Origin of the sequence: Kitasatospora sp. MMS16-BH015, assembly GCF_002943525.1 — a bacterium.
GTDB lineage: Bacteria > Actinomycetota > Actinomycetes > Streptomycetales > Streptomycetaceae > Kitasatospora.
This window is the reverse complement of record NZ_CP025394.1, coordinates 5,073,080-5,096,377: the sequence shown is the minus strand read 5'-3', so window position 1 is coordinate 5,096,377 and position 23,298 is coordinate 5,073,080. Positions and strand designations below refer to the sequence as shown.

General features: G+C 72.1%; 24 protein-coding genes and 1 riboswitch. Of the genes, 10 read left to right on the top strand and 14 right to left on the bottom strand.

The annotated features are described in order from the left end of the window. Positions 1–46: 46 nt before the first annotated feature. The gene (galE, locus tag CFP65_RS22160) at positions 47–1,045 is read left to right on the top strand and encodes a UDP-glucose 4-epimerase GalE (RefSeq protein ID WP_104817824.1); all 999 of its coding nucleotides are present in this window, start codon (positions 47–49) and stop codon (positions 1,043–1,045) included. 71 nt (positions 1,046–1,116) lie between these two features. Here galE and CFP65_RS22155 read toward each other — a convergent pair whose 3' ends face one another. Then, a complete protein-coding gene (locus CFP65_RS22155; protein ID WP_104817823.1) occupies positions 1,117–1,392 on the bottom strand; it encodes a hypothetical protein in 276 nt (91 codons plus the stop codon). A gap of 117 nt (positions 1,393–1,509) precedes the next feature. On the opposite strand from CFP65_RS22155, the gene CFP65_RS22150 reads away from it, so the two are divergent. Continuing rightward, entirely contained in the window at positions 1,510–3,147 is a 1,638-nt protein-coding gene (locus tag CFP65_RS22150; protein ID WP_104817822.1) for a DNA repair helicase XPB, read from the top strand. Between the two features lie 11 nt (positions 3,148–3,158). On the opposite strand, the gene CFP65_RS22145 is transcribed toward CFP65_RS22150, so the two are convergent. Further along, positions 3,159–3,383, bottom strand: coding sequence for a hypothetical protein (locus tag CFP65_RS22145; RefSeq protein ID WP_158702310.1), 225 nt, complete (start codon positions 3,381–3,383; stop codon positions 3,159–3,161). A gap of 401 nt (positions 3,384–3,784) precedes the next feature. Between CFP65_RS22145 and CFP65_RS22140 the strand changes: the two genes are divergently transcribed. Continuing rightward, positions 3,785–5,761 (top strand): AAA family ATPase, encoded by a 1,977-nt coding sequence (locus tag CFP65_RS22140; protein WP_174805648.1) that lies wholly within the window; start codon positions 3,785–3,787, stop codon positions 5,759–5,761. Between the two features lie 185 nt (positions 5,762–5,946). On the opposite strand, the gene CFP65_RS22135 is transcribed toward CFP65_RS22140, so the two are convergent. Beyond that, the gene (locus tag CFP65_RS22135; RefSeq protein WP_104817819.1) at positions 5,947–6,633 is read right to left on the bottom strand and encodes a copper homeostasis protein CutC; all 687 of its coding nucleotides are present in this window, start codon (positions 6,631–6,633) and stop codon (positions 5,947–5,949) included. 205 nt (positions 6,634–6,838) lie between these two features. Between CFP65_RS22135 and CFP65_RS22130 the strand changes: the two genes are divergently transcribed. Continuing rightward, on the top strand, positions 6,839–7,534 hold the full coding sequence (locus tag CFP65_RS22130) for a hypothetical protein (protein WP_371682544.1): 696 nt from the start codon (positions 6,839–6,841) through the stop codon (positions 7,532–7,534). A gap of 24 nt (positions 7,535–7,558) precedes the next feature. On the opposite strand, the gene CFP65_RS22125 is transcribed toward CFP65_RS22130, so the two are convergent. The 7 genes from CFP65_RS22125 to thrC form a co-directional block, all read right to left on the bottom strand. Continuing rightward, positions 7,559–7,828, bottom strand: coding sequence for a DUF4031 domain-containing protein (locus CFP65_RS22125; RefSeq protein ID WP_104817818.1), 270 nt, complete (start codon positions 7,826–7,828; stop codon positions 7,559–7,561). After that, complete coding sequence (locus CFP65_RS22120; RefSeq protein WP_104817817.1) at positions 7,825–8,184, bottom strand: hypothetical protein; 360 nt, start codon at positions 8,182–8,184, stop codon at positions 7,825–7,827. Before CFP65_RS22120 ends, CFP65_RS22125 begins: the two co-directional genes overlap by 4 nt. Before the next feature lie 19 nt (positions 8,185–8,203). After that, the gene (locus CFP65_RS22115) at positions 8,204–8,782 is read right to left on the bottom strand and encodes a Uma2 family endonuclease (protein ID WP_254553047.1); all 579 of its coding nucleotides are present in this window, start codon (positions 8,780–8,782) and stop codon (positions 8,204–8,206) included. A gap of 199 nt (positions 8,783–8,981) precedes the next feature. Continuing rightward, positions 8,982–10,604, bottom strand: coding sequence for a chaperonin GroEL (gene groL / locus CFP65_RS22110; protein ID WP_104817815.1), 1,623 nt, complete (start codon positions 10,602–10,604; stop codon positions 8,982–8,984). A 312-nt stretch (positions 10,605–10,916) separates the two neighbouring features. After that, positions 10,917–11,123, bottom strand: coding sequence for a cold-shock protein (locus CFP65_RS22105; RefSeq protein ID WP_035798772.1), 207 nt, complete (start codon positions 11,121–11,123; stop codon positions 10,917–10,919). Between the two features lie 573 nt (positions 11,124–11,696). Further along, a complete protein-coding gene (locus tag CFP65_RS22100) occupies positions 11,697–11,975 on the bottom strand; it encodes a ubiquitin-like small modifier protein 1 (RefSeq protein WP_104817814.1) in 279 nt (92 codons plus the stop codon). Between the two features lie 33 nt (positions 11,976–12,008). Then, the gene (thrC, locus tag CFP65_RS22095) at positions 12,009–13,292 is read right to left on the bottom strand and encodes a threonine synthase (protein WP_104817813.1); all 1,284 of its coding nucleotides are present in this window, start codon (positions 13,290–13,292) and stop codon (positions 12,009–12,011) included. Between the two features lie 17 nt (positions 13,293–13,309). Next, positions 13,310–13,453, bottom strand: a riboswitch (SAM riboswitch). A gap of 216 nt (positions 13,454–13,669) precedes the next feature. On the opposite strand from thrC, the gene CFP65_RS22090 reads away from it, so the two are divergent. From CFP65_RS22090 to CFP65_RS22080, 3 genes are all read left to right on the top strand, one after another. After that, positions 13,670–14,719 (top strand): glucosyl-3-phosphoglycerate synthase, encoded by a 1,050-nt coding sequence (locus CFP65_RS22090; protein ID WP_254552512.1) that lies wholly within the window; start codon positions 13,670–13,672, stop codon positions 14,717–14,719. A gap of 155 nt (positions 14,720–14,874) precedes the next feature. Further along, positions 14,875–16,332 carry a trehalose-6-phosphate synthase gene (locus CFP65_RS22085; protein WP_104817812.1) on the top strand — a complete coding sequence of 486 codons (1,458 nt, stop codon included), beginning with the start codon at positions 14,875–14,877 and terminating at the stop codon, positions 16,330–16,332. A 21-nt stretch (positions 16,333–16,353) separates the two neighbouring features. Next, a complete protein-coding gene (locus tag CFP65_RS22080) occupies positions 16,354–17,250 on the top strand; it encodes an aminoglycoside phosphotransferase family protein (protein ID WP_104817811.1) in 897 nt (298 codons plus the stop codon). Here CFP65_RS22080 and otsB read toward each other — a convergent pair. Next, positions 17,228–18,052 carry a trehalose-phosphatase gene (otsB, locus tag CFP65_RS22075; RefSeq protein ID WP_104817810.1) on the bottom strand — a complete coding sequence of 275 codons (825 nt, stop codon included), beginning with the start codon at positions 18,050–18,052 and terminating at the stop codon, positions 17,228–17,230. The two genes, CFP65_RS22080 and otsB, sit on opposite strands and share 23 nt — an antisense overlap. A 262-nt stretch (positions 18,053–18,314) precedes the next feature. Here otsB and CFP65_RS22070 point away from each other — a divergent pair, with 262 nt between their 5' ends. Then, entirely contained in the window at positions 18,315–19,199 is an 885-nt protein-coding gene (locus CFP65_RS22070; protein WP_104821039.1) for an IS5 family transposase, read from the top strand. Between the two features lie 23 nt (positions 19,200–19,222). Here the strand turns inward: CFP65_RS22070 and CFP65_RS22065 are convergent, their stop codons facing one another. Then, entirely contained in the window at positions 19,223–19,471 is a 249-nt protein-coding gene (locus tag CFP65_RS22065) for a DUF3263 domain-containing protein (protein ID WP_254552511.1), read from the bottom strand. A gap of 75 nt (positions 19,472–19,546) precedes the next feature. Between CFP65_RS22065 and CFP65_RS22060 the strand changes: the two genes are divergently transcribed. After that, a complete protein-coding gene (locus CFP65_RS22060; protein ID WP_104817808.1) occupies positions 19,547–19,888 on the top strand; it encodes a cupin domain-containing protein in 342 nt (113 codons plus the stop codon). Positions 19,889–19,912: 24 nt separating this feature from the next. Here CFP65_RS22060 and CFP65_RS22055 read toward each other — a convergent pair whose 3' ends face one another. Next, entirely contained in the window at positions 19,913–21,193 is a 1,281-nt protein-coding gene (locus tag CFP65_RS22055) for an extracellular solute-binding protein (RefSeq protein ID WP_254552510.1), read from the bottom strand. Positions 21,194–21,316: 123 nt separating this feature from the next. Then, a complete protein-coding gene (locus tag CFP65_RS22050) occupies positions 21,317–22,111 on the bottom strand; it encodes a DeoR/GlpR family DNA-binding transcription regulator (RefSeq protein ID WP_104817807.1) in 795 nt (264 codons plus the stop codon). A 230-nt stretch (positions 22,112–22,341) separates the two neighbouring features. Between CFP65_RS22050 and CFP65_RS22045 the strand changes: the two genes are divergently transcribed. Beyond that, positions 22,342–23,262 (top strand): SIS domain-containing protein, encoded by a 921-nt coding sequence (locus tag CFP65_RS22045; RefSeq protein ID WP_104817806.1) that lies wholly within the window; start codon positions 22,342–22,344, stop codon positions 23,260–23,262. Positions 23,263–23,298: the final 36 nt, after the last annotated feature.

Below are 23,298 nucleotides of genomic sequence, written 5' to 3'. Positions count from 1 at the left end.
CGGTATGTCCCGACCTCGGCATGGCCCGCTCGCCTACGATCGGGCCATGAAGATCCTGATCTCCGGCGGGGCCGGGTACATCGGCAGCACCGTCGCGTCCGCCTGCATCGACGCCGGAATCACCCCGGTGATCCTGGACAGCCTGGTGACCGGGCGCCGCGAGTTCACCGCCGGCCGGGCCTTCTACCAGGGCGACATCGCCGACGGCGGGCTGATCGACCGGATCTTCGCCGAGCACCCGGACATCCGGGCCGTGGTGCACTGCGCGGCGCTCATCGTGGTGCCGGATTCGGTCGCCGACCCGGTCGGCTACTACCGGGCGAACGTGGCCAAGACCCTGGACTTCACCGACCACCTGCTGCGCAACGGCTGCGGCCGGCTGATCTTCTCCTCCTCGGCGGCGATCTACCAGGCCAACGACGACCTGACCGTCCGCGAGGACTCCGCCATCGGCACCCAGAGCCCGTACGCGCGGACCAAGGCGGTCTGCGAGGGCATGCTGGCCGACATCGCGGCCACCCAGCCGATCCGGGCGCTCTCGCTGCGGTACTTCAACCCGATCGGGGCCGACCCGCAGATGCGCACCGGGCTCCAGCTGGCCCGCCCGAGCCACGCGCTCGGCAAGCTGATCGAGGCCCGGGACACGGGTGTGCCGTTCCGGGTGACCGGCACCGACTGGCCGACCCGGGACGGCTCGGGCATCCGCGACTACATCCACGTCTGGGACCTGGCGGCGGCCCACGTCGCGGCCGTCCGGCACTTCGACGAGATCCTGGACGAGACCACCCGGTCCACCGCGATCAACCTCGGCACCGGGACCGGCACCACCGTCCGCGAGCTGGCCGCGGCCTTCAACACCGTCTCGGCCACTCCGGTCGCCACCGTGGACGCCCCGGCCCGCCCGGGCGACGTGGCCGGCGCCTACACCGTGAGCGACCGCGCCAAGCGCCTGCTCGGCTGGGAGGCCACCCACTCCCTCACCGACGGCATCCGCGACTCCCTGGAGTGGACCGACCGGCACCGCACCCGCCTCCTCGGCGACTGACCACCGGGCCCGCGCACACGGCGGAGGCCGTCCCCGCACCGACTCGGGGACGGCCTCCGCCGCGCGATGGATCAGTGGCCCTGCTGCTGACCCTGCTGCTTCGCCATCGCCTGGCCCTCGGGCGAGTTCTTGGCGTCCTCGATCATCTTGTCGGTGTCGGGCATCGGCATCCCGCTGGTCAGCTCGGCCAGCGTGAAGGCGGCAGTCCCGAAGAGCCCACCCGGAGCACCCCCGAGCGCCCCCGCGGTCGGCACCAGACTGCCGGCGGCCTGAGCCGGCCCGGCAGCGACGGCGAGCGCCGCCCCGGAGAGAGCAACAGCGGCAAGGAAGCGGTTCGGCTTGTTCATACCCTCCTCAACGAGCCCGCCCCCGCCCGGTCACCCCCTGCCACCCGACCGGCGCCCACGGCCTCCCGCGGATGCGGCACACTGGAGGTTTGGCCCGCGCGAGAGGGATGGACGTACGTGAACAACGGACCACTCATCGTCCAGAGTGACAAGACGCTGCTGCTGGAGATCGACCATCCGCAGGCCGCCGACTGCCGGCGGGTGATCGCGCCGTTCGCGGAGTTGGAGCGGGCGCCGGAGCACGTGCACACGTACCGGGTGACGCCGCTGGGGCTGTGGAACGCGCGGGCCGCCGGGCACGACGCCGAGCAGGTGGTGGACGCGCTGGTCACGTACTCGCGCTACCCGGTGCCGCACGCGCTGCTGGTGGACATTGCGGACACCATGGCGCGGTACGGGCGGCTCCAGCTCTCCAAGCACCCGGTGCACGGCCTGGTGCTGACCACCACCGACCGGCCGGTGCTGGAGGAGGTGCTGAAGTCGAAGAAGATGGCGCCGCTGGTGGGCGCGCGGGTCGACCCGGACACCGTGATCGTGCACCCCTCTGCGCGCGGGGAGATCAAGCAGGTGCTGCTCAAGCTCGGCTGGCCGGCCGAGGACCACGCCGGGTACGTGGACGGCGAGGCGCACCCGATCGAGCTGGACCAGGACGGCTGGGAGCTGCGGCCCTACCAGCAGCAGGCCGTGGAGGGCTTCTGGCACGGCGGCAGCGGCGTGGTCGTGCTGCCCTGTGGCGCGGGCAAGACGCTGGTGGGCGCGGCGGCGATGGCCGAGGCCAAGTCGACCACGCTGATCCTGGTGACCAACACCGTCTCCGCGCGGCAGTGGAAGCACGAGCTGGTCAAGCGCACCTCGCTCACCGAGGACGAGATCGGTGAGTACAGCGGCACCAAGAAGGAGATCCGCCCGGTCACCATCGCCACGTACCAGGTGATGACCACCAAGCGGAAGGGCGTCTACGCCCACCTCGAGCTGTTCGACGCCCGCAACTGGGGCCTGGTGGTCTACGACGAGGTGCACCTGCTGCCCGCGCCGGTCTTCAAGTTCACCGCCGATCTCCAGGCCCGCCGCCGGCTGGGGCTGACGGCGACCCTGGTGCGTGAGGACGGCCGCGAGGGGGACGTGTTCTCCCTCATCGGCCCGAAGCGCTTCGACGCTCCGTGGAAGGAGATCGAGGCGCAGGGGTACATCGCCCCCGCCGACTGCTGCGAGGTGCGGGTGACGCTCACCGACTCGGAGCGGCTCGCCTACGCGACCGCCGAGCCGGAGGAGCGCTACCGGTACTGCGCGACCACCGCGACCAAGCGGCGGGTGGTGGAGGCGCTGGTCCGCAAGCACGAGAAGGACCAGACGCTGATCATCGGCCAGTACATCGACCAACTGGACGAGCTGGGCGAGGCCCTGGACGCGCCCGTCATCAAGGGTGAGACGAGCAACACCCAGCGCGAGAAGCTGTTCGACGCGTTCCGGACGAAGGAGATCAGCGTGCTGGTGGTCTCCAAGGTGGCCAACTTCTCCATCGACCTGCCGGAGGCGACCGTCGCCATCCAGGTGTCCGGCACCTTCGGCTCGCGCCAGGAGGAGGCCCAGCGGCTCGGCCGGGTGCTCCGGCCCAAGGCGGACGGCCACGCGGCGCACTTCTACTCCGTCGTGGCGCGGGACACCGTGGACCAGGACTTCGCCGCACACCGGCAGCGCTTCCTGGCGGAGCAGGGCTACGCGTACCGGATCATCGACGCCGACGACGTGCTGTAACCGGCCGAGCGCTACAGCTTGACGCCGTCGCGGCCGAGGAACACGACGCGAGCGACGGTGTCGAGGGCGATCCCGACGTTCCGCACGGCCGCCGACGCGCGCCCTCGTCGGCGGCCGGGAGTGGGCTCGACGGCCGTGGCGCCGTGGGCGAACCGGGGTTGGTGGGTGGACTGCTGGGTGCGCGCCCGGGGGGTCGTGGCCGCTGCCGGGGGCGCCGTCATCTGTACGGTGCTCATGGGGACAACGGTAGTTTTTCGGACATCCGTGCACATCAACCCAAAGGCCGTACCCGAGGGGCCGGAAGTCGTCCTTCAGGAGTACGACGCCCCTTAACTCGTTCGGGGCGCGACCCCGAGACCCCGGGGCAAAAGGATTCGCCTCCAGCCCGGCCCGGGTCTAGGATCTTTCGTCTGCCCCCTCCCGAACCGTGGTGCCGTCTCGGCAGCCGGGGGAGGTCCCGACCGGTCGGCAACCGGCCGGGGTCCTTCACTGTGAGCTACGACGAGACCGCTGCCGCCATGAGCGGCCGCCGGGAAGGTTCGCTGTGCACGCCCCCACCCCCGACGCCCCCACCACCCCCGACCCGCTCCAGCGCGAGCGCGACCACCTCGCGTCCTCCCGGGCCGCGCTGCGCGCGATGCGCGCGGACGTCGAGTCCCTCGACCTGAAGGACGTCGCCGGCACCTGGGTGTCCGCTGCCGTCCTCCAGCGGCAGGTCACCGACCGGATCGCCGCCCTGGCCGACCTCGCGCACACCCCGCTCTTCTTCGGCCGGCTGGACTACCTGCACGCGATCAGCGAGGAGTTGGCCGAGGGAGGCTCGGGCGAGCGGTTCTACATCGGGCGGCGGCACGTGCACGACGCCCACGGCGACCCGATGGTGATCGACTGGCGCGCGCCGGTCTCCCAACCGTTCTACCGGGCCAGCCGGACCGACCCGCAGGACGTCGAGAAGCGGCGCCGATTCGGTTACACCGGCGGCGAGTTGACCGCCTACGAGGACGAGGACCTGACCGACCCGGCCGAGACCGAGACCACCTCCGCGCTGCTCGCCGCCGAGATCGAGAAGCCCCGCGTCGGCCCGATGCGCGACATCGTCGCCACCATCCAGCCCGAGCAGGACGAGATCGTCCGCGCCGACATCACCGGCACGGTCTGCGTCCAGGGCGCCCCCGGCACCGGGAAGACCGCCGTCGGCCTGCACCGCGTCGCCTACCTGCTCTACGCCCACCGCGAGCGGCTGGCCCGCACCGGCACCCTGGTGATCGGCCCGAACAGCTCCTTCCTCAGCTACATCGAGCAAGTCCTGCCCGCGCTCGGCGAGTTGGACGTGGCACAGGCCACCGTCCAGCAGCTGGTCGGGCACGTGGAGGTGCGCGGCGAGGACAGCGCCGAGGCGGCCCGGCTCAAGGGCGACGCCCGGATGGCCGAGGTGCTGCGCCGGGCCGTCCGAGCCGGCATCACCCTGCCCACCGAGCCCTGCGTGGTCGTCCGGGGCTCCCGCCGCTGGCGCGTCCCGACCTACGAACTGATCCAGATCATCGAGGAGTTGAAGAACCGGGAGATCCGCTACGGCGCCGCCAGGGAGGCCCTGCCACAGCGGATCGCGCACGCCGTGCTGCTCAAGATGGAGCAGGGCGGCGAGGCCCCCGACGACCGCGTGCAGGACGCGGTGGCCCGCAACGCCGCCGTGAAGGCCGTGGTCAAGGAGTGCTGGCCGGCCGTCGACCCCGCCAAGCTGGTGCACCGGCTGCTCTCCGACCCCGGGTTCCTCGCCGCCTGCGCCGAGGGCGTCTACTCGGAGGAGGAGCAGGCCGCCCTGCTCTGGACCAAGCCCGCCCGCTCGGTGAAGACCGCCCCCTGGACGGCAGCCGACGCCGTGCTGGTGGACGAGGCCACCGACCTGGTGCAGCGCACCGCCTCGCTCGGCCACGTGGTGCTCGACGAGGCCCAGGACCTCTCCCCCATGCAGTACCGGGCCGTCGGCCGCCGGTGCAGCACCGGCTCGGCCACCGTGCTCGGCGACCTCGCCCAGGGCACCACCCCCTGGGCGACGGCGAGTTGGCCGGAGGCCCTGCACCACCTCGGCAAGCCCGAGGCCCACATCGAGGAGCTCACCAAGGGCTTCCGCGTGCCGGAGGAGGTGATCGCCTACGCCTCCCGCCTACTCCCCGAGATCGCCCCCGGCCTGGCCCCCGCCTCATCGATCCGCGACCTGCCCGGCTCGCTGGAGATCAGCCACACCCCGGACCCGGACGGCCTGGTCGAGGCCGTCATCGAGGCCTGCCGCAAGGCCCTCGACCACGAGGGCTCCACCGGCCTGATCGCCGCCGACGACCGCATCCCGCGCTACGCCGAGGCCCTCGCCGCCGCCGGCCTCCCGTACCTGACCCCCGGCACCGAGACCAGCGCCGAGGCCCGCCTCACTCTCGTCCCCGCCTCACTCGCCAAGGGCCTGGAGTACGACTACGTCGTCCTCGACGAGCCCGCCGCCGTCATCGCGGGCGAGCCGGACGAGCGGACCGGCCTGCGACGGCTGTACGTCGCACTGACGCGAGCGGTGTCGGGGCTGCAGCTGCTGCACAGTGCGCCTCTCCCCGAGGCGCTCCGGTAGGGGCACACCAGGGGCGCGGGGAACTGCGCGAGGTCGGGAGAAGCGGACTCGTCACCTTGCACCGGTAGCCAGTTGCACCGTCAACGGATAGTGCAACTGGGCATCTGTGCAAGACAGCGGCAGAGTGCAGAGCGGGCCGCGCACGCAGTGAATTCAGAGGGGCCCCGCACCCCTGGTTAGCGCAACTAACTGTCGATCAGGGTGCGCCACTCGGCGACCTTGGCGGTGTCCACCGGACTCTCCCAGCCGGACAGGCGAACTGCGCTGCCGATGTGGAAGGCGTCGAAGCCGGCCGCCCGCAGGGTGGGGACGTGTTCGGCCTTGAGGCCGCCGCCGACCAGGATCTGCTGGCGGTAGCCGGGTTCGCCCGCGCGGGCGAGTTCGGCGGTGAGGGTGTCGATGCCGGCGGCCACGCCGGCGGCGGCGCCGGAGGTGAGGAAGGTGTCGAGCCCGGGGAGGTGGCCGACGGCGGCCCGGAGGGCGGCCCGGTCCGCGCTGTGGTCGAGCGCGCGGTGGAAGGTCCACTTGCAGCCGGTGACGGCCTCGGCCAGGGCGCCCGTCGAGGCCAGGTCGACCGCGCCCTCGGCGGTCAGGAAGCCGAAGACGAACTCCTCCGCGCCCTCCGCCCGCAGTTCGGCCGTCCGGGCGAGCAGCACGTCCAGGTCGCCCGGCGTGAAGCCGTCCCGGATCCGCAGCATCACCCGGAGCGGGATCTCCACCGCCGCACGGATCTTGACGAAGTCCTCCACCGACGGGGTCAGCCCGTCGGCGGCCATGTCCGTGACCAGTTCGAGCCGGTCGGCTCCGCCGAGCTCGGCGGCCTGGGCGTCCTGCGCGGTCAGCGCGATTACTTCGAGAATTGGTCTAGACATATTGCTACCCTGCCACATCCGGGGCCGCCGGGGCGAGACCCCTGACCAGGGCGGCGCGGCCGAGCCGAGTCAACACCACCCGGCCGCACCCGGCGACCGGAGCGGCCCCCGCCCCGGCGACCCGAGGGGATCCCGCCTCCGCGCCACGGCCCGACGGCAGAATGGCCCCATGCCACCGAAGCCGCCCACCGCCGAAGACCGCGACATGCTCGACCGCTGGGCCGCCCTGCTCGGGCGCTGCGCCCCCGCCGACGCCAGCACCGCCAGCGCCACCGCCACCGCCACCGCCACCGGCCAAGCCGCCGACGACGACCAGGCCGCCGCCGGTACCGACCCCGAGCCCTACGGGCTGGACCTGCTCAAGCGCTGGTCCGAACCGCAGCGGCGCTACCACACCACCGCCCACCTGCGGGCGATGCTCGACCAGGTCGACCTGCTCGCCGAGCACGCGGAGGACGCGGACGCCGTCCGCCTGGCCGTCTGGTACCACGACGCCGTCTACCAGCCCGAGCGCAGCGAGAACGAGGAGCGCAGCGCCCGGCTGGCCCTGCGGGCGCTGGCCGACGCGGGCGTGCCGGATGCCCTGGCCGAGGAGACGGCCCGGCTGGTCCGCCTCACCGTCACCCACCACCCCGAGCCCGGCGACCGCAACGGCGAGGTGCTCTGCGACGCCGACCTGGCCGTGCTGGGCGGTTCCCCGGACGCCTACGCGGCGTACGCGGCGGCCGTCCGCGAGGAGTACTCCTTCGTGCCGCCGGAGGCCTTCCGCGAGGGCCGCGCGGCCGTGCTGCGCCAGCTGCTCGACCTCCCGGCGCTCTTCCGCACCCCGACCGCCCACGCCCGCTACGACGCCCCGGCCCGCGCCAACCTGGCGGCAGAGCTCGCCGAACTCACCCGGTAGGACCGCCCCGGCCCGACCGGGGGCTCAGCCCTCCTGGTAGGTGGCCTTCCGCCGCCGCAGGCCCGCCGCCGTCAGGCGGGCCACCAGCTCCTTGCTGCCGACCGGCTGCGCCCCGAGCCGCACGGCATCCTCGTACCACTTCGCGGGGATGTCGTAGTGGTCCCGTTCGAAGCCCTTCGCGGGAGCCCCGAGCCGGGCCGCGAACTCGTGCAGCTCGGCGTAGCTGACGTCGCTCACCAGGTGCGACCAGAGCTTCCCGTGGCCGGGCCAGGTGGGCGGGTCGATGAAGATCACTTCAGGTCCCCGACCGGCGCGACCACGACACCCCGCTTGCCGCACACCCAGTGCGGCTCGGGCCCCAACTCCGGCTCCACGCTCAGCGCGTGCGGGTCGTCCTCGGCCTCCGCGCACTCCACGCAGAGCGGCCACCGGCCGTACGTCTCCAGCAACTTGTCCTGCACGTCCTGGGCCACCAGCCCGAGCACGTACTCCACCCCGTCCGGCCACTGCTCCAACCACCAGCGCCGGTGCGCCACCGCCTCCTCCACCAGCGACACCACGGCGGCATCCGCCACGTCCCGGGCGGTCAGGTCGGCAAGGATCAGCGCACGGGCCCCGTGCAGCGCGGCTTCGATCTCAGGGGTGGTCATCCCCTCATTGTCGCGCAGTTCAGCTGGGCGCCGGGAAGGAGGCGGTGTCCAGCGTGACGCCGAAGGGCTCCGGCAGACTCACCGGCTTTCCGAACGGGGTGCGCAGACTCTGTCGGTAAGCACCGTCGGAGGGTTCGCAGAAGAGCGTCACGGTAGGGCCGGGCTGGTCGAAGCGGTCGATCAGCAGATACAGCGGGACCGGCCCGTGCGCGTAGCCCCACAGCTTCTTGGTACGGTCCTGCCGAGCCGTGCTTCGTGACGTGATCTCGATGGCCAGCAGGACGTCGGCTGCATCGATCGGGTCATCGTCCCTGCCGGTCTTCAACACCGCCACGTCAACCACGACAAGATCGGGGATGCAGAGCTTCTCCAGCCGCGGGATCTGGGTGCCGAGCGTCTGGTACACGCCAACCTCGTCCGGGACACACCGGAGCAGCGCCCGATGCACCTCGCCGGCGATCAGGTTGTGCCCGTTGTTCGGTGGTGGCACCAAGACGATCTGCCCTTCCTCGATCTCGGCGCGCCAGCCCTCCGGGACGTCCAAGTCCCGCCAGGTGTCCAGCAGGTCGGCCCACGCGTGGTCCGTCTCCACGGTCATCGCGGTCACCGTCGACCTCCTCTCGCCCGCACGACCCTGCTCGCCCTCACCGTAGCCACGCTCCGAAGCACCAGGACCTTCCATGTGCCCAGAGTCGCACGAACGGGTGACCGGCGGCAGGAAAGCCGCGAGGGCGGCCCCCGGAGTACCGGGAACCGCCCTCGCGGACGCAGCGAACTCGCCGATCCTGGAAGCAGGATCAGAAGTCCATGTCACCGCCCGGCATGCCGCCGCCGGCAGCGGCGCCGGCCTTCTCGGGCTTGTCAGCGATGACGGCCTCGGTGGTGAGGAAGAGCGCCGCGATGGAGGCGGCGTTCTGCAGGGCGGAGCGGGTGACCTTCGCCGGGTCGATGATGCCGGAGGCGATCAGGTCGACGTACTCGTTGGTCGCGGCGTTCAGGCCGTGGCCGGCGGGGAGGTTGCGGACCTTCTCCACCACGACGCCGCCCTCGAGGCCGGCGTTGACCGCGATCTGCTTGATCGGGGCCTCCAGGGCCACGCGGACGATGTTGGCACCGGTGGCCTCGTCGCCCTCGAGCTCCAGCTTGTCGAACGCGACACCGGCCTGCAGCAGCGCGACGCCACCACCGGCGACGATGCCCTCCTCGACGGCGGCCTTCGCGTTGCGGACGGCGTCCTCGATGCGGTGCTTGCGCTCCTTGAGCTCGACCTCGGTGGCCGCGCCCGCCTTGATGACGGCGACGCCACCGGCGAGCTTGGCGAGGCGCTCCTGGAGCTTCTCGCGGTCGTAGTCCGAGTCGCTGTTCTCGATCTCGGCACGGATCTGGTTGACGCGACCGGCGACCTGGTCGCTGTCGCCGCCACCGTCGACGATTGTGGTCTCGTCCTTGGTGATGACCACCTTGCGGGCGGTGCCCAGCAGGTCGACGCCGGCGTTCTCGAGCTTGAGGCCGACCTCCTCGGAGATCACGGTGCCACCGGTGAGGATGGCGATGTCGCCGAGCATGGCCTTGCGGCGGTCACCGAAGCCCGGGGCCTTGACGGCGACGGACTTGAAGGTGCCACGGATCTTGTTCACGACCAGGGTCGACAGGGCCTCGCCCTCGACGTCCTCGGCGATGATGACGAGCGGCTTGCCGCTCTGCATGACCTTCTCGAGCAGCGGCAGCAGGTCCTTGACCGAGCCGATCTTCGAGTTGGCGATCAGGATGTACGGGTCCTCGAACGAGGTCTCCATACGCTCCAGGTCGGTGGCGAAGTAGGCGGAGATGTAGCCCTTGTCGAAGCGCATGCCCTCGGTGAGCTCGAGCTCGAGGCCGAAGGTGTTGCTCTCCTCGACGGTGATGACGCCTTCCTTGCCGACCTTGTCCATGGCCTCGGCGATGAGCTCGCCGATCTGGGTGTCAGCGGCGGAGATGGAGGCGGTGGAGGCGATCTGCTCCTTGGTCTCCACGTCCTTGGCCTGCGCGAGCAGCTGGTCCGAGACGGCGGCGACGGCCTTCTCGATACCGCGCTTCAGGGCCATCGGGTTGGCGCCGGCGGCGACGTTGCGCAGACCCTCGCGGACGAGCGCCTGGGCGAGCACGGTGGCGGTGGTGGTGCCGTCACCCGCGACGTCGTCCGTCTTCTTGGCGACCTCCTTGACGAGCTCCGCACCGATCTTCTCGTACGGGTCCTCGAGCTCGATCTCCTTGGCGATGGAGACACCATCGTTGGTGATCGTGGGGGCGCCCCACTTCTTCTCAAGGACGACGTTGCGGCCCTTGGGGCCCAGCGTCACCTTGACGGCGTCGGCAAGCTGGTTCATGCCGCGCTCAAGGCCGCGGCGAGCTTCCTCGTCAAACGAGATGATCTTGGCCATCGGAAGTGGTCCTCCAGGACACGGTCGACTGCTCGGACCAGAGGTGCCCGCGACGGACGGCCCTGGTGTGCGGGGGTCATGTCCCCTGCCGCTCCCGGGGGCCTCACCGACCCGGTCCGTTGTCACTCTCACGCTGTGAGTGCTAACGCCAATGATTAGCACTCGGGGGTGCCGAGTGCAAGCCCATTCGGCCGACACGCACGTTGTCCCCGCAGACGGCAGCAGGCCCGCACGACGGGTGTCGTGCGGGCCTGCTGGGCGAGACAGTGAGCACCAGCTCGGGTAGAGCCGAGGCTCCGCAGTTCGGAAAGGTCAGACCGCAGGGGCACGGACCATGTCCGCCTGCGGGCCCTTCTGCCCCTGGGAGATCTCGAACTCGACCCGCTGGCCCTCTTCGAGGGTGCGGTAGCCGTCCATCTGGATCGCGCTGTAGTGGACGAACACGTCCGCACCACCGTCGACCGCGATGAAGCCGTAGCCCTTCTCGGCGTTGAACCACTTGACGGTGCCCTGAGCCATTCCGAACTCCCCTTGTGCTGTGCTGGCCCTTCACGGACCCGCAGGGATGCGGGCCCGGGTCTGTGGTCGGCCGAGACCGAGGTACCCCCCTGGGCCCCACCGAATACGTCGACCGCGGCTGAATGTATCCGGACAGACGCCCTCTGCAACAGGCCCAACTTCATGGAATTCCCTGACAGCTCACAGGGACGCACCGGGTGGAAAGCGGCAGAGCCACGCAATTCGCACCGGGCATAGCAGGGCGAAAGGAACACTTTGCCCGAAGATTTCTGACGGCAGCCTGACATCCTCCGCCCAGGACTACCGCACACACGTCTCAGCGGACGGACGCCCCTTGCGTATGCGATCGGCCGGAGGTGCGGGCACGGCCGCCCCCGGCCGAGGCCGTGGATGTGCCGGGAACGTGTCGAGGCGGAAGGAAAGGGCCCGCTTAAGTCGCACTCTACCCCGCGCCCGGAGGCGGAATTTCCCCCGGGCACGCGAACGCCACCCCCGAATGCGGAATTCATCATTCCGCTTTCGGGGGTGGCGAGGTGCGCGGGCCGGAAAAGGCGCGGGCCGCCCGCGGGCGGCTCAGCAGCCGCCGGCGACCGCCGGGATCACCGAGACGCTGGCGCCGTCCGCGACGGCCGTCTCGAGGCCGCTGTCGAAGCGCACGTCGTCGTCGTTGACGTAGACGTTGACGAAGCGGCGCAGCTTGCCCGTGTCGTCCAGGATCCGCGCGGCGATGCCCGGGTGGTCGGCCTCGAGGCTCTGGATGACCTCGGCGAGGGTGGCGCCCTCGGCGGTGACCTCGGCGGCCCCGCCGGTGTAGGTGCGCAGGATGGTGGGGATGCGGACGGTGGCGCTCATGCGATCAGGCTCCTAGCGGGGTCCAGTGACGGTTCAGGCGGAGGCGAGGCCGGCGGAGCGGAAGGACTCCAGGGTCGGGCGGATGACGGCCGTCATCCCGGCGTCGGAGACGGCGTCCAGGGTCTTCAGGCCGTCGCCGGTGTTGATCGCCACGGTCTCCTTGGCGGGGTCGAGCTGACCGGTCTCGACCAGCTTCTTCAGCACGCCGACGGTCACCCCGCCCGCGGTCTCGGCGAAGATGCCCTCGGTGCGGGCGAGCAGCTTGATCGCCTCGACCACCTCGGCGTCGGTGACGTGCTCCACCGCGCCGCCGGTGCGGCGGGCGATGTCGAGCACGTACGGGCCGTCGGCCGGGTTGCCGATCGCCAGCGACTTGGCGATGGTGTCCGGCTTGACCGGGCGGATCACGTCGAGGCCGGCCTTGAAGGCGGCGGCCACCGGGGAGCAGCCCTCGGCCTGGGCGCCGAAGATCTTGTACGGGCGGTCCTCGACCAGGCCGAGCTTGATCAGCTCCTGGAGGCCCTTGTCGATCTTGGTGAGCTGGGAGCCCGAGGCGATCGGGATGACGATCTGCTCCGGCAGCCGCCAGCCGAGCTGCTCGCAGATCTCGTACGCCAGCGTCTTGGAGCCCTCGCCGTAGTACGGGCGCAGGTTGACGTTGACGAAGCCCCAGCCCTCGCCGGCCGAGTCGCCGATCAGCTCGGAGCAGAAGCGGTTCACGTCGTCGTAGTTACCCTCGATGCCGACCAGCTCGCCGCCGTACACCCCGGCCATCACGACCTTGCCCTGCTCCAGGTCGTGCGGGATGAACACGCAGGACTTGAAACCGGCCCGGGCCGCCGCCGCGCCCACCGCACCGGCCAGGTTGCCGGTGGAGGAGCAGGAGAGGGTGGTGAAGTCGAAGGCGCGCGCCGCCTCGATCGCGCAGGCGACCACCCGGTCTTTGAAGGAGTGGGTCGGGTTGCCGGAGTCGTCCTTGACGTGCAGCTGGGCGGTGAAGCCGAGCTCGCGGCCGAGGTTGTCGGCCTTGACCAGCGGGGTCCAGCCCGGGTTCAGGTTGGGCTTGGAGGCCACGTCGGCGGGCACCGGGAGCAGCGGGGCGTAGCGCCAGATGCTGGCCGGGCCGGCCTCGATCCGGGCGCGCAGCTCCTCGGCGGGGGCGCTGCCGAAGTCGTAGGCGATCTCCAGCGGCCCGAAGCACTCCAGGCAGGCGAAGCTGGGGCCGAGCGGGAAGCGGGTGCCGCACTCGCGACAGGAGAGCGCCACGGCGGGGCCGAGGTCGACGGACGCGGGCGCTTCAGGGGTAGCGGTAGCCATGATGGCGGAGGCCTCTCTCCTCATCTTCCCCGTGACGCGGGCGCGCCACAGGACGGAATTGGCACCTGTCCCGCCGGGGCCTCGACCGCGATGGTCAGTAGCCGTGCGAGAAGGTTGCCGGGACGTCGACGGGCCGTTCCCTCAGTCCCTCTGGATGAGCTCTGTGAACTTGTGGTCATACTCCTGGGCCGACCCCGACGTGCGAAGGCGCGGGCCCAGTACGAAGACTGTATCCGAAGGCGTCGCAGTTCCAAGGGAGCGTCCGCCCAGCGAGATGACGGTGTCCGCCGCCGGCTGCCGGGCGGAACACCCTTGGGGGCGTGGCACCTTGTACCCACCGGTGCCCCGACCGATCACGACCTGCAAGGAGCGACACAGTGCCAGCAGAGCTGACCCCGGCTCTCCTCCCGGAGGTGGCCGACTGGCTGCGCCGCCGTTCCTGGACGGCCGCCGACCGGCCCGCCGAGACGCTGCTCGCCGCCAAGCGAGCGGCCGGCCGGGCGGGCACGGTCAGCGTGGTGCTGCCCGCACTCGACGAGGAGCCGACGGTCGGGGAGATCGTCCGGGTGATCCGCACCGAGCTGATGGAGCGGCTGCCGCTGGTGGACGAGCTGGTGGTGGTCGACTCCGGCTCCTCCGACCGCACCGCCGAGCTGGCCGCCGCGGCCGGCGCCCGGGTGGTGCACCGGGACGAGGTGCTGCCCCGGCTGCCCACCGCCCCCGGCAAGGGCGAGGTGCTCTGGCGCTCGCTCTTCGTCACCTCCGGCGAGATCGTCTGCTTCATCGACGCCGACCTGCGCGAGTTCGACCCGGCCTTCGTCTCCGGGATCGTCGGGCCGCTGCTCACCGATCCGGCCCTCCAGCTGGTCAAGGCGATGTACGACCGCCCGCTCGAGACGGACGGCGCGGTCGTCCCGGCCGGCGGCGGGCGGGTCACCGAGCTGGTCGCCCGGCCGCTGCTGGGCCTGCACTGGCCGCAGCTGGCGGGCTTCGTCCAGCCGCTCGGCGGCGAGTACGCGGCCCGCCGCTCGCTGCTCGAGCGGCTGCCCTTCCCGACCGGGTACGGGGTCGAGCTCGGGCTGCTGGTGGACGCGCTGGACGCGGTCGGCCTGGACGCGCTGGCCCAGGTGGACGTGGGCGTGCGGCACCACCGGCACCAGGACGGCCAGGCGCTCGGGCGGATGGCCGCCACCATCTACCGCACCGCCCTGGAGCGCCTCGACCGCACCCACCGGCTCAAGGCCGGGGCCGACCTGGTGCACCCGGCGCTGACCCAGTTCACCCGCGACCCGGCCACCCGCGAGTTCACCGCTCACACCCACCCGGTGGGCGCGCTGGAGCGGCCGCCGGTGCGGACCGTCCCGGAGTACCGGGACCGGGGCCAGGATCGCGGCCAGGACCGGGGGCGGGACCGGGCCCCGCGCTGAGGCGCGCGGCGGTCCGCCCCCTGCGCCCTCGGCGGTACCGCGCGGCGGCCGGTCCTGACAAGGTCCGGCCGCGAACCGGCCAGTCACCTGGCCGGTTGCCGACTCCCGGCCCCGCCTGGGGTTTGCCCGCCGGAGGGGGCGGCAAGGTTGGCAGTATGAGCGAACGTTCGAGCCGGTACGGTGCCGCCCCCATCCTGGTCGCCTCCAATCGGGGGCCGGTCTCCTTCAGCAGCGGGGACGACGGTGCCCTGACCCTGCGCCGGGGCGGTGGTGGCCTGGTCTCCGGGCTCTCCGCGATCGACGACCCGGCCGCCGTCTGGGTCTGCGCGGCCCTCGGGGACGCCGACCGGCAGGCCGCCCGGCAGAGCCCGGCGGGCCGGCTCGACCTCGGCGGCTTCGACACCGGCCACCAGGCCGTCCGGATGCTCGACATCGACCCGGGCACCTTCGCCCGGGCGTACAACGGCGTCGCCAACTCCACCCTGTGGTTCGTCCACCACCTGCTGTACGACACCCCCGTCCAGCCGGTCTTCGACGAGCGGTTCCGCCGCGAGTGGGAGTCCTACCGGGCGTACAACGCCGCCTTCGCCGAGGCCCTGGCCGGGGAGGCCGCCCAGGGCGCCGCCGTGCTGGTGCAGGACTACCACCTCTCGCTCGCCCCGGCCCTGCTCCGCGAGCTCCGCCCGGACCTGCGGATCGGCCACTTCTCGCACACCCCCTGGGCCCCGCCCGAGTACTACCGGCTGCTGCCGGACGACGTGGCCGCCCAGGTGCTCACCGGCATCCTGGGCGCCGACCGGGCCGCCTTCCTCACCCGCCGCTGGGCGCTGGCCTTCGCCGACTGCTGCGCGGACGTGCTCGGCGCCACCGTCGACCGCGAGGCCCTCACCGTCACCCACGACGGCCGCACCACCCGCCTCGGCGTGCACGGGCTCGGCGCCGACGGCGACTTCCTGCGTGAGCGCTCACAGCAGCCCGACGTGGAGGCCCGGCTGACCGCCCTGCGCGAGCAGGTCGGCGACCGGCGCACCGTCGTCCGGGTCGACCGCACCGAGCTGAGCAAGAACATCGTCCGCGGCCTGCTCGCCTACCGGCACCTGCTGCGCAGCCGCCCCGAGTGGCTGGACCGGGTGGTGCACATCGCCTTCGCCTACCCCTCCCGGCACGACCTGCCCGAGTACCGGGAGTACACCGCCGCCGTGCAGCGGATCGCCCATGAGATCAACGACGAGTTCGGCACGCCGAGTTGGCAGCCGCTCATCCTGCACGTGAACGACGACTTCCCGCGCTCGCTGGCCGCCTACCGGCTGGCCGATGTGGCCCTGGTCAACCCGATCCGGGACGGCATGAACCTGGTCGCCAAGGAGATCCCGGTGGTCTCCGACGCGGGCTGCGCCCTGGTGCTCTCCCGGGAGGCCGGCGCCTACGCCGAACTGGCCGAGGACGCACTGACGGTGAACCCCTACGACGTGCTCGCCACCGCCGAGGCCCTGCACCAGGGCCTCACCATGCCCGCCGCCGAGCGGACCGAGCGGACGAAGCGGCTGGCTGCCGCCGCGACCGCCCTGCCGCCCCAGCAGTGGTTCCTCGACCAGCTGGAGGCACTGGGCTGAGGGTCCGGCATACTCGCCGGCATGACGGAGAGCGCAGAGGCAGCGCACAGGGAGACCGCAGTCACCACCGACCTGGTGCGGCGGCTGGTCGCTCGGCAGTTCCCGCAGTGGGCCGACCTGCCGCTGGCGCTGGTGGACCCGGCCGGGTCCGACCACGTGATCCACCGGCTGGGCGGGGAGCTGGCCGTCCGGCTGCCACGCCACCGGGACGCGGTCGGCCAGGCTCACAAGGAGCACCGCTGGCTGCCCCTGCTCGCCCCGCACCTGCCGTTGGCCGTCCCGATCCCGGTGGCCCTGGGCGAACCCGGGCTCGGCTACCCCTGGCCTTGGTCGGTGGCCCGCTGGCTCGACGGGGCACCGGCCACCCCGCAGCTGCCGACCGACTCCCCCGAGTGTGTCCCCCGGTTGGCCGCCTTCCTGACCGCCCTGCACCGGGCCCCGGCTGCCGGGCCGCACCCCGAGCTCACCGTCGAGACCCTGGCCGACCGGGACGCCGACACCCGCTCGGCGATCGCCGAACTCGGCGGCCCCGAAGGCCCCTTCGACGGCTCGGCGATGACCAGGCTCTGGACGGAGGCGCTGGCCGCCCCCGACTGGGAGCGGCCGCCGGTCTGGGTGCACGGCGACTTCCACACCGGCAATCTGCTCACCCGGGACGGGCAGCTGAGTGCCGTCATCGACTTCGGCGGGCTCGGCCTGGGCGACCCGGCCTGCGACCTCACCATCGCCTTCACCCTGTTCGACCCCGGTCCCCGGGCCGCCTTCCGGGCCGCCCTCGGCCTGGACGGGGCGACCTGGCTCCGGGGCCGCGCCTGGGCCCTGGCCACCGGCCTCAACGCCCATCGCTGGTACGCCGCCACGCACCCCCGGGTGGCGGCGCAGACCACCCGTCAGATCAGGGCCGCGCTGGCGGGCTGAGCAGCTCCGCGAGGTCGGCGAGCAGCTCGACCACGCCCTCCGGCCCGGGCACCACCAGATCGGCCCGGTCGGCGAGTTCGGTGACTTGCCGCTCGCCGGTGGTGGCGCCGCTGCACACCAGCAGACCGGGGTGGCCACCCTCGCGGCGCCGCTCGACGGCCTCGAAGGCCGGCAGGTCGCCGAGGTCGTCTCCCGCGTACAGCACGGCGTGAGCGTCGAGTTCGGCGAGGTAGGCGGTGAGGGCGGCACCCTTGTCGACCCCCGGCGGACGCAACTCCAGGACGTAGCGGCCAGGTTCGACCACCAGCCCGTGCGCGGCGGCCAGCCCGGCCACCGGCTCCCGGAGCAACTCCATTGCTGCACCAGGATCTTCGGTGCGGCGGGTGTGCACGGCCAGGGCCCGGCCCTTGTCCTCCACCCAGGTGCCCTCCGGCGCCGCAGCCAGCACCCCGGGCAGCTCGGCGCGGGCCGCCGCCACCCCGGGCGGCGGCTCCGGCGAGGAGAGCTCGCCCGTCCGGGCGTCCCAGCGCTCCGCCCCGTACTGCCCCAGCACGGTCAACCGCTCCAGTCCCGGCACCCCGGCGAACCCCCCGTACTGCACGGCCAGTTCGGCCGGCCGCCCGGTCACGATCACCACTCCGGCCAGGTAGGGCGCCAGCCCCGCGAGCGCCGGCACCACCCCCGGATGCGCCCTGGCCGCCGCCGGATCCGCCACGATCGGCGCCAACGTCCCGTCGAAGTCGAGCCCAACCACCGCCCGCCGGGGATCACCCAGCTGCGCAACCCACGTCTTCAGCTCCATACCAACGGACCATACGGAAGAAATCAGGGGCGCGGGGAACTGCGCGAGGTCGGGAGGAACGGTCGTGTCATCTCCCCCGGTCAGCCAGTTGCACCATCATCGGACAGTGCAACGAGGGCATGAGCGTAAAGCAGCGGCAGAGTGCAGGGTGGGCCGCGCCGTTCCCCGCGCCCCTCAGAAAGTGTTGGGTAATTGATCGACTGCTTGGTGTGATGTGCGGCCGGTGATCTTCGTGGTCGAGGAGCCCGCGAGGATCACCGGTATGTGTGTCTGTTCGTGCAAGCCTTCGTACGACTCGTCGTTGACGGATGCTCAGTGGGCGGTGATCGAGCCGCTGCTGCCGGGGCGGGATCCGCGCAGGGGCGGCCGGCCGCTGAAGTTCCCTCGCCGCCTGGTCGTCGACACGGTTCTGTACGTCCTGGTCAGTGGTTGTGCCTGGCGGCTGGTGCCGCACGACCTGGCGCCGTGGGACGCGGCCTACCGGTGGTTTCGTGCGTGGAGCGCCGACGGGACGTGGGACCGGGTCCACGACGTGTTGCGTGACCGGGTGAGGGTCGCGGACGGTCGGGATCCGCAGCCGTCGGCGGCGGTGCTGGACTCCCAGTCCGTACGCAGTCACCAGGGCGGCGAGGCGATCGGCTACGACGCGGGCAAGCGTGTCCGGGGCCGCAAGCGGCACCTGCTGGTGGACAGCTGTGGACTGGTCCTGAAGGCGGTCGTGCACTCCGCGTCCGTCCAGGAGCGGGCGGGCGCGAAGCTGGTCCTGGCCGGCATCCGTGGTCTGTTCCCGCAGGTCGGGCTGGTCTGGGTCGACGGCGGCTACGTCAACGCGATCGATGCCGGTCTGGTCGGCTGGGCTGCCGCGCACGAGAACCTGACGGTGGTGGCGGTGCCGCGCAACGCGGATGTGAAAGGCTTCCAGGTGCTGCCCCGCAGGTGGGTGGTCGAGCGGACATTCTCCTGGCTGGGGCGGTGCAGACGGTTGGCACGGGACTACGAGCGCAAGACCGCGCACGCCGAAGCGATGATCAAGGTCGCCATGATCCGCCTGATGGCCGCCCGCCTCGCCGGCGAGGAGGTCGAACCACGCGGCCCCATCGAGACCGAAGCAGCCCGCCGCCTCGCCGATGACCTCAAGAACGAGTAGTCACCCGCTTACCCAACACTTTCTCAGGCGTTGCCCTGCCGTTCCTCGCGGGAACGGTCCCGCAGTCTCCGCAGACGATTGACCAACACAGGCGCGTGCGCCGCCGCTGCCTCGCGATCGAGCAGTCCGTTGAGGATCTGGTAGTACCGGGTGGCCGAGAGGTCGAGCTCCTCGCGGACGGCGCGTTCCTTGGCGCCGGCCGTGCGCCACTGACGGGCCTCCAGGGCGAGGACCGCCCGTTCCCGCTCGTTCAAGCCCGCTGCCTCCGTCACCCTGTCATTCTGCCCGGCCGACCGGACACACTCTGCCGCCGACACCGGGCGGGCGCAGCGGTTAGCGTCGGGGCCATGGACTACAGCTTCGCTCTGCACATCCCCGACGCCGACCTCGAACCCGACCCGCTGGACCCGGGCCAGATCGTCTCCGGCACGCCCGAGGTCTCCGGGAAGGTCATCTGGGAGTCCGAGGACGGCTCCCGGATCCGCGGGATCTGGCAGATCACGCCCGGGGTGGTGACGGACACCGAGGCCGACGAGATGTTCGTGGTGGTCAGCGGCCGGGCCACCATCGAGTTCGAGGGCGGCCCGACCCTGGAGGTCGGCCCGGGCGACGTGGCGGTGCTGCGCGAGGGCGACCGGACCACCTGGACGGTGCACGAGACGCTGCGCAAGGCCTACGCGATCGGCTGACCCCGGCCGACCGGCGGCCGGGGATCAGCCCCGGGAGTGGGCGGCGGCCTGCGCGGCCGCCGCCTGCAGGTCGCCCAGCACCTGGTCGCCGCCCTGCTTGACCGCCCCGCCGATCCGCTGCTTGACCAGCCCGTTCACGGTGTCCCAGGCCGGATCGCCCAGCGGGTAGAAGCTTGCGTTCGGCAGCACGGCCAGGAAGGGCTTGAGGTCCTCGTGCCCGCCCGCGGTCATCGCGGCCAGGGTGGACTGGGTGACGGGCAGCAGGTTGTACTGCTCGTCGAACTTGAGCGTGTTGTCCTCCCGGTAGACCCAGGAGAGGAACTTCTTGATCTCGACCCGGTGCCCGTTGGCCTTGAAGGCCATCATCCAGTCGGCCACCCCGAGGGTGATCGGCTTGGCCTGCGGGTCCTTGTGCGGGATCGGGCTGGTGCCGTAGTCGACCTTCGCGGCCACCGCCTTCTGGATCAGCGAGGGGTGCCCGTCGAGCATCGCGACCTTGCCGGCCACGAAGTCGGCGAAGGCGGCCTTGCGGTCGACCGCGGCGGGGTCGGGGTAGGTGAGGCCGGGCTGCACCAGCTGGGTGCGGAGCCAGTCGAAGGTGGCCCGGTTCTGCGGGCTGTCGACGGTGTAGTTGCCGCCGGTGTCGGCCAGGCCGCCCCCGCCGCTCATGGTCCACATGCTGGCCTCGGCCTGGGCCTCCTCGGGCCCGAGCGGCAGGCCGTACGGGATCACCCCGGGCACCTTGCGCTTGATCTGCTCGGCGTCCTTGCGCAGGTCCTCCCAGGTGGCCGGCGGCTGGTCGATGCCGGCCTTGGTGAAGATCGCCTTGTTGTAGACGAAGGCGCGCGAGGAGGCCACGAAGGGGATGCCGTACTGGCTGCCGAGCACCTGGCCGGCCTTGGCGAAGGCGTCGATCAGGTCGGCCTGGGTGTCGATGGTGAGCACGTCGCTCGCGGGGTAGAGCCGCCCGGCGGCGACCTGGTCGGCGTAGCCGCCGGTCTGCACCACGTCGGGCGTGTCGCCCTTCTTGATCAGGTCGGCTACCCGCTTGTCGATCTCCGTCCAGGGCACCACCTGGACGTCCACCTTGATCAAGGGGTTGGCCGCCTCGAAGGCCCGGGCCAGGTCGTTCCAGTACGGCGTGGAGCTGGTCGCCTCGCTGTCGCCGTAGTCGGCCGCGACGAACTTCAGCGTGACGTCTCCCCCGCCGCCCAGCGGCAGCAGGCTGCCGCAGCCGCCGGTCAACAGCACGCAGGCGGCCACCAGGGCGGACCAACGGGACTTCTGGGCAGGGGGGTTCGACACGGGTGACCGCCTTCGCACGGGGTGGGCGGCGGCCACACTGTCAGCGCCTCCGAGCGGTGGTCCAGACCTCCTCGGCCGTAGTTACCGAAGTGGCCCCTCACGTTGCGCAGCGCGCAACGCTCGTCACACCGCGATCACCCGCACGCCCGCCTCCTCGAAGGCGGCGGTGAGTTCGGCGCCGATGCCCTGGTCGGTGACCAGGGTGCCGATCCGCTCGACCCCGCAGATCCGGGCGAAGGCGCGGTGGCCGAGCTTGGAGGAGTCGGCGGCCACCACCACCCGGCGGGCCCGCTCGGCGAGCAGCCGGTTGACGCTGGCCTCGCCCTCGTGGTGCGCGGTGGCGCCGTGTCCGACGTCCAGCGCGTCCACGCCCAACACGGTGACGTCCAGGGCGAGTTCGGCCAGCACCAGACCGGCCAGCGGGCCGATCAGCTCGTAGGACTGCGGCCGGGCCACACCCCCGGTGAGCACGATCTTGACCTGCGGACGGACCGTCAGCTCGTTGGCGATGTTGACCGCGTTGGTGACGATGGTGAGCACCTGGCCCCCGGGGGCCGCCCCGGCCTCGGCCCCCTCGGGCCACACCGCCAGGGCGCGGGCCACCTCGGTGGTGGTGGTGCCGCCGTTCAGGCCGACCACCTCGCCGGGGGAGACCAGCGCGGCCACGGCGGCGCCGATCCGCTGCTTGGCGTCGGCGTTGCGGGCGGTCTTGTAGCGCAGCGGGAGGTCGTAACTGACGCTGTGCGCGACGGCTCCGCCCCGGGTGCGGGTGAGCATCTGCTGACGGGCCAGCTGGTCGAGGTCACGCCGGATGGTGGCGGCGGAGACGTCCAGCGCCTCGGCGGCCTCCTCGACCTCCAGCTTGCCCTGCTCGGCCAGTAGTTCCAGCAGTGCGTTCCACCGCTCGTACCTGGACACGCCGCCCCTTCCGAGCAGTCCGGCCACCTCCGCGCGCGACTGCGCGAAGCGCGCCCAGCTTGGCACAGGTCCGCCCGTCCGAGTGGGGTCGGGGCTGCGACTCTGCCGAGCTCATTGCGCAATTCTGCGCGCCAGGGCTATAAATCAAACATCTTCACGCACACAGTCGAGCACCGCCCGAGCGGTGGGCCCGGCCGTGGGCCCGCGAGCGCTGCGACAGGAGTCAGCCCATGCCCGACAGCCCCCGCAGGACCTCCCGCACCGCCGAGGAGCTGGCCACCCAGCCGGAGAACTGGCGCCGCGCCGCCGGCCTCGCCGCCTCGGCCGCCCCGGCCCTGCCGCAGCGCGGCGAGCGGGTGGCGGTGGTCGGCTGCGGCACCTCCTGGTTCATGGCGCAGGCGTACGCCGCGCTGCGCGAGGCCGGCGGCCACGGCGAGACGGACGCCTTCGCGGCCTCCGAGTACCCCGAAGGGCGCCGGTACGACCGGGTGCTGACGATCACCCGGTCGGGCACCACCACCGAAGTGCTCGACCTGCTCGACCGGCTCAAGGCGCCGACCACCGCGATCACCGCCACCTTCGACACCCCCGTGCACCGCTCCGCCGGGCAGGCCGTGGTGCTGGACTTCGCCGACGAGGAGTCGGTGGTGCAGACCCGGTTCGCCACCACCGCGCTGGCCCTGCTGCGGGCGCACCTGGAGATCGAGGGGGCGCTCGCCCCCGGTGTGCGCCCGGTCGCGGCGGCGGCACAGGACGCCGAGGCCGCGCTGGCCGAGCCGCTGCCGCCCGGCTGGGCCGGCGCCGAGCAGATCAGCTTCCTCGGCCGGGGCTGGACCAACGGCCTGGCCCTGGAGGCAGGGCTGAAGATGCGCGAGGCGGCCGGGGCCTGGACGGAGTCCTACCCGGCGATGGAGTACCGGCACGGCCCGGTCGCCATCGCCGCCCCGGGCCGGCTGGTCTGGTCCTTCGGCGAGCCCCCGGCCGGGCTGGCCGAGCAGATCGCGGCCACCGGCGCCGAGCTGGTCACCTCCGCCCTCGACCCGCTGGCCGATCTGGTGCGGGTGCACCGGCTGGCCGTGGCCACCGCCGAGGCCCGTGGTCTCGACCCCGACGAGCCGCGGGCGCTGACCCGCTCGGTCGTCCTCCGTTAGAGCGGTCCCACCGGGCGGCCCAGGCGTCCCAACTCC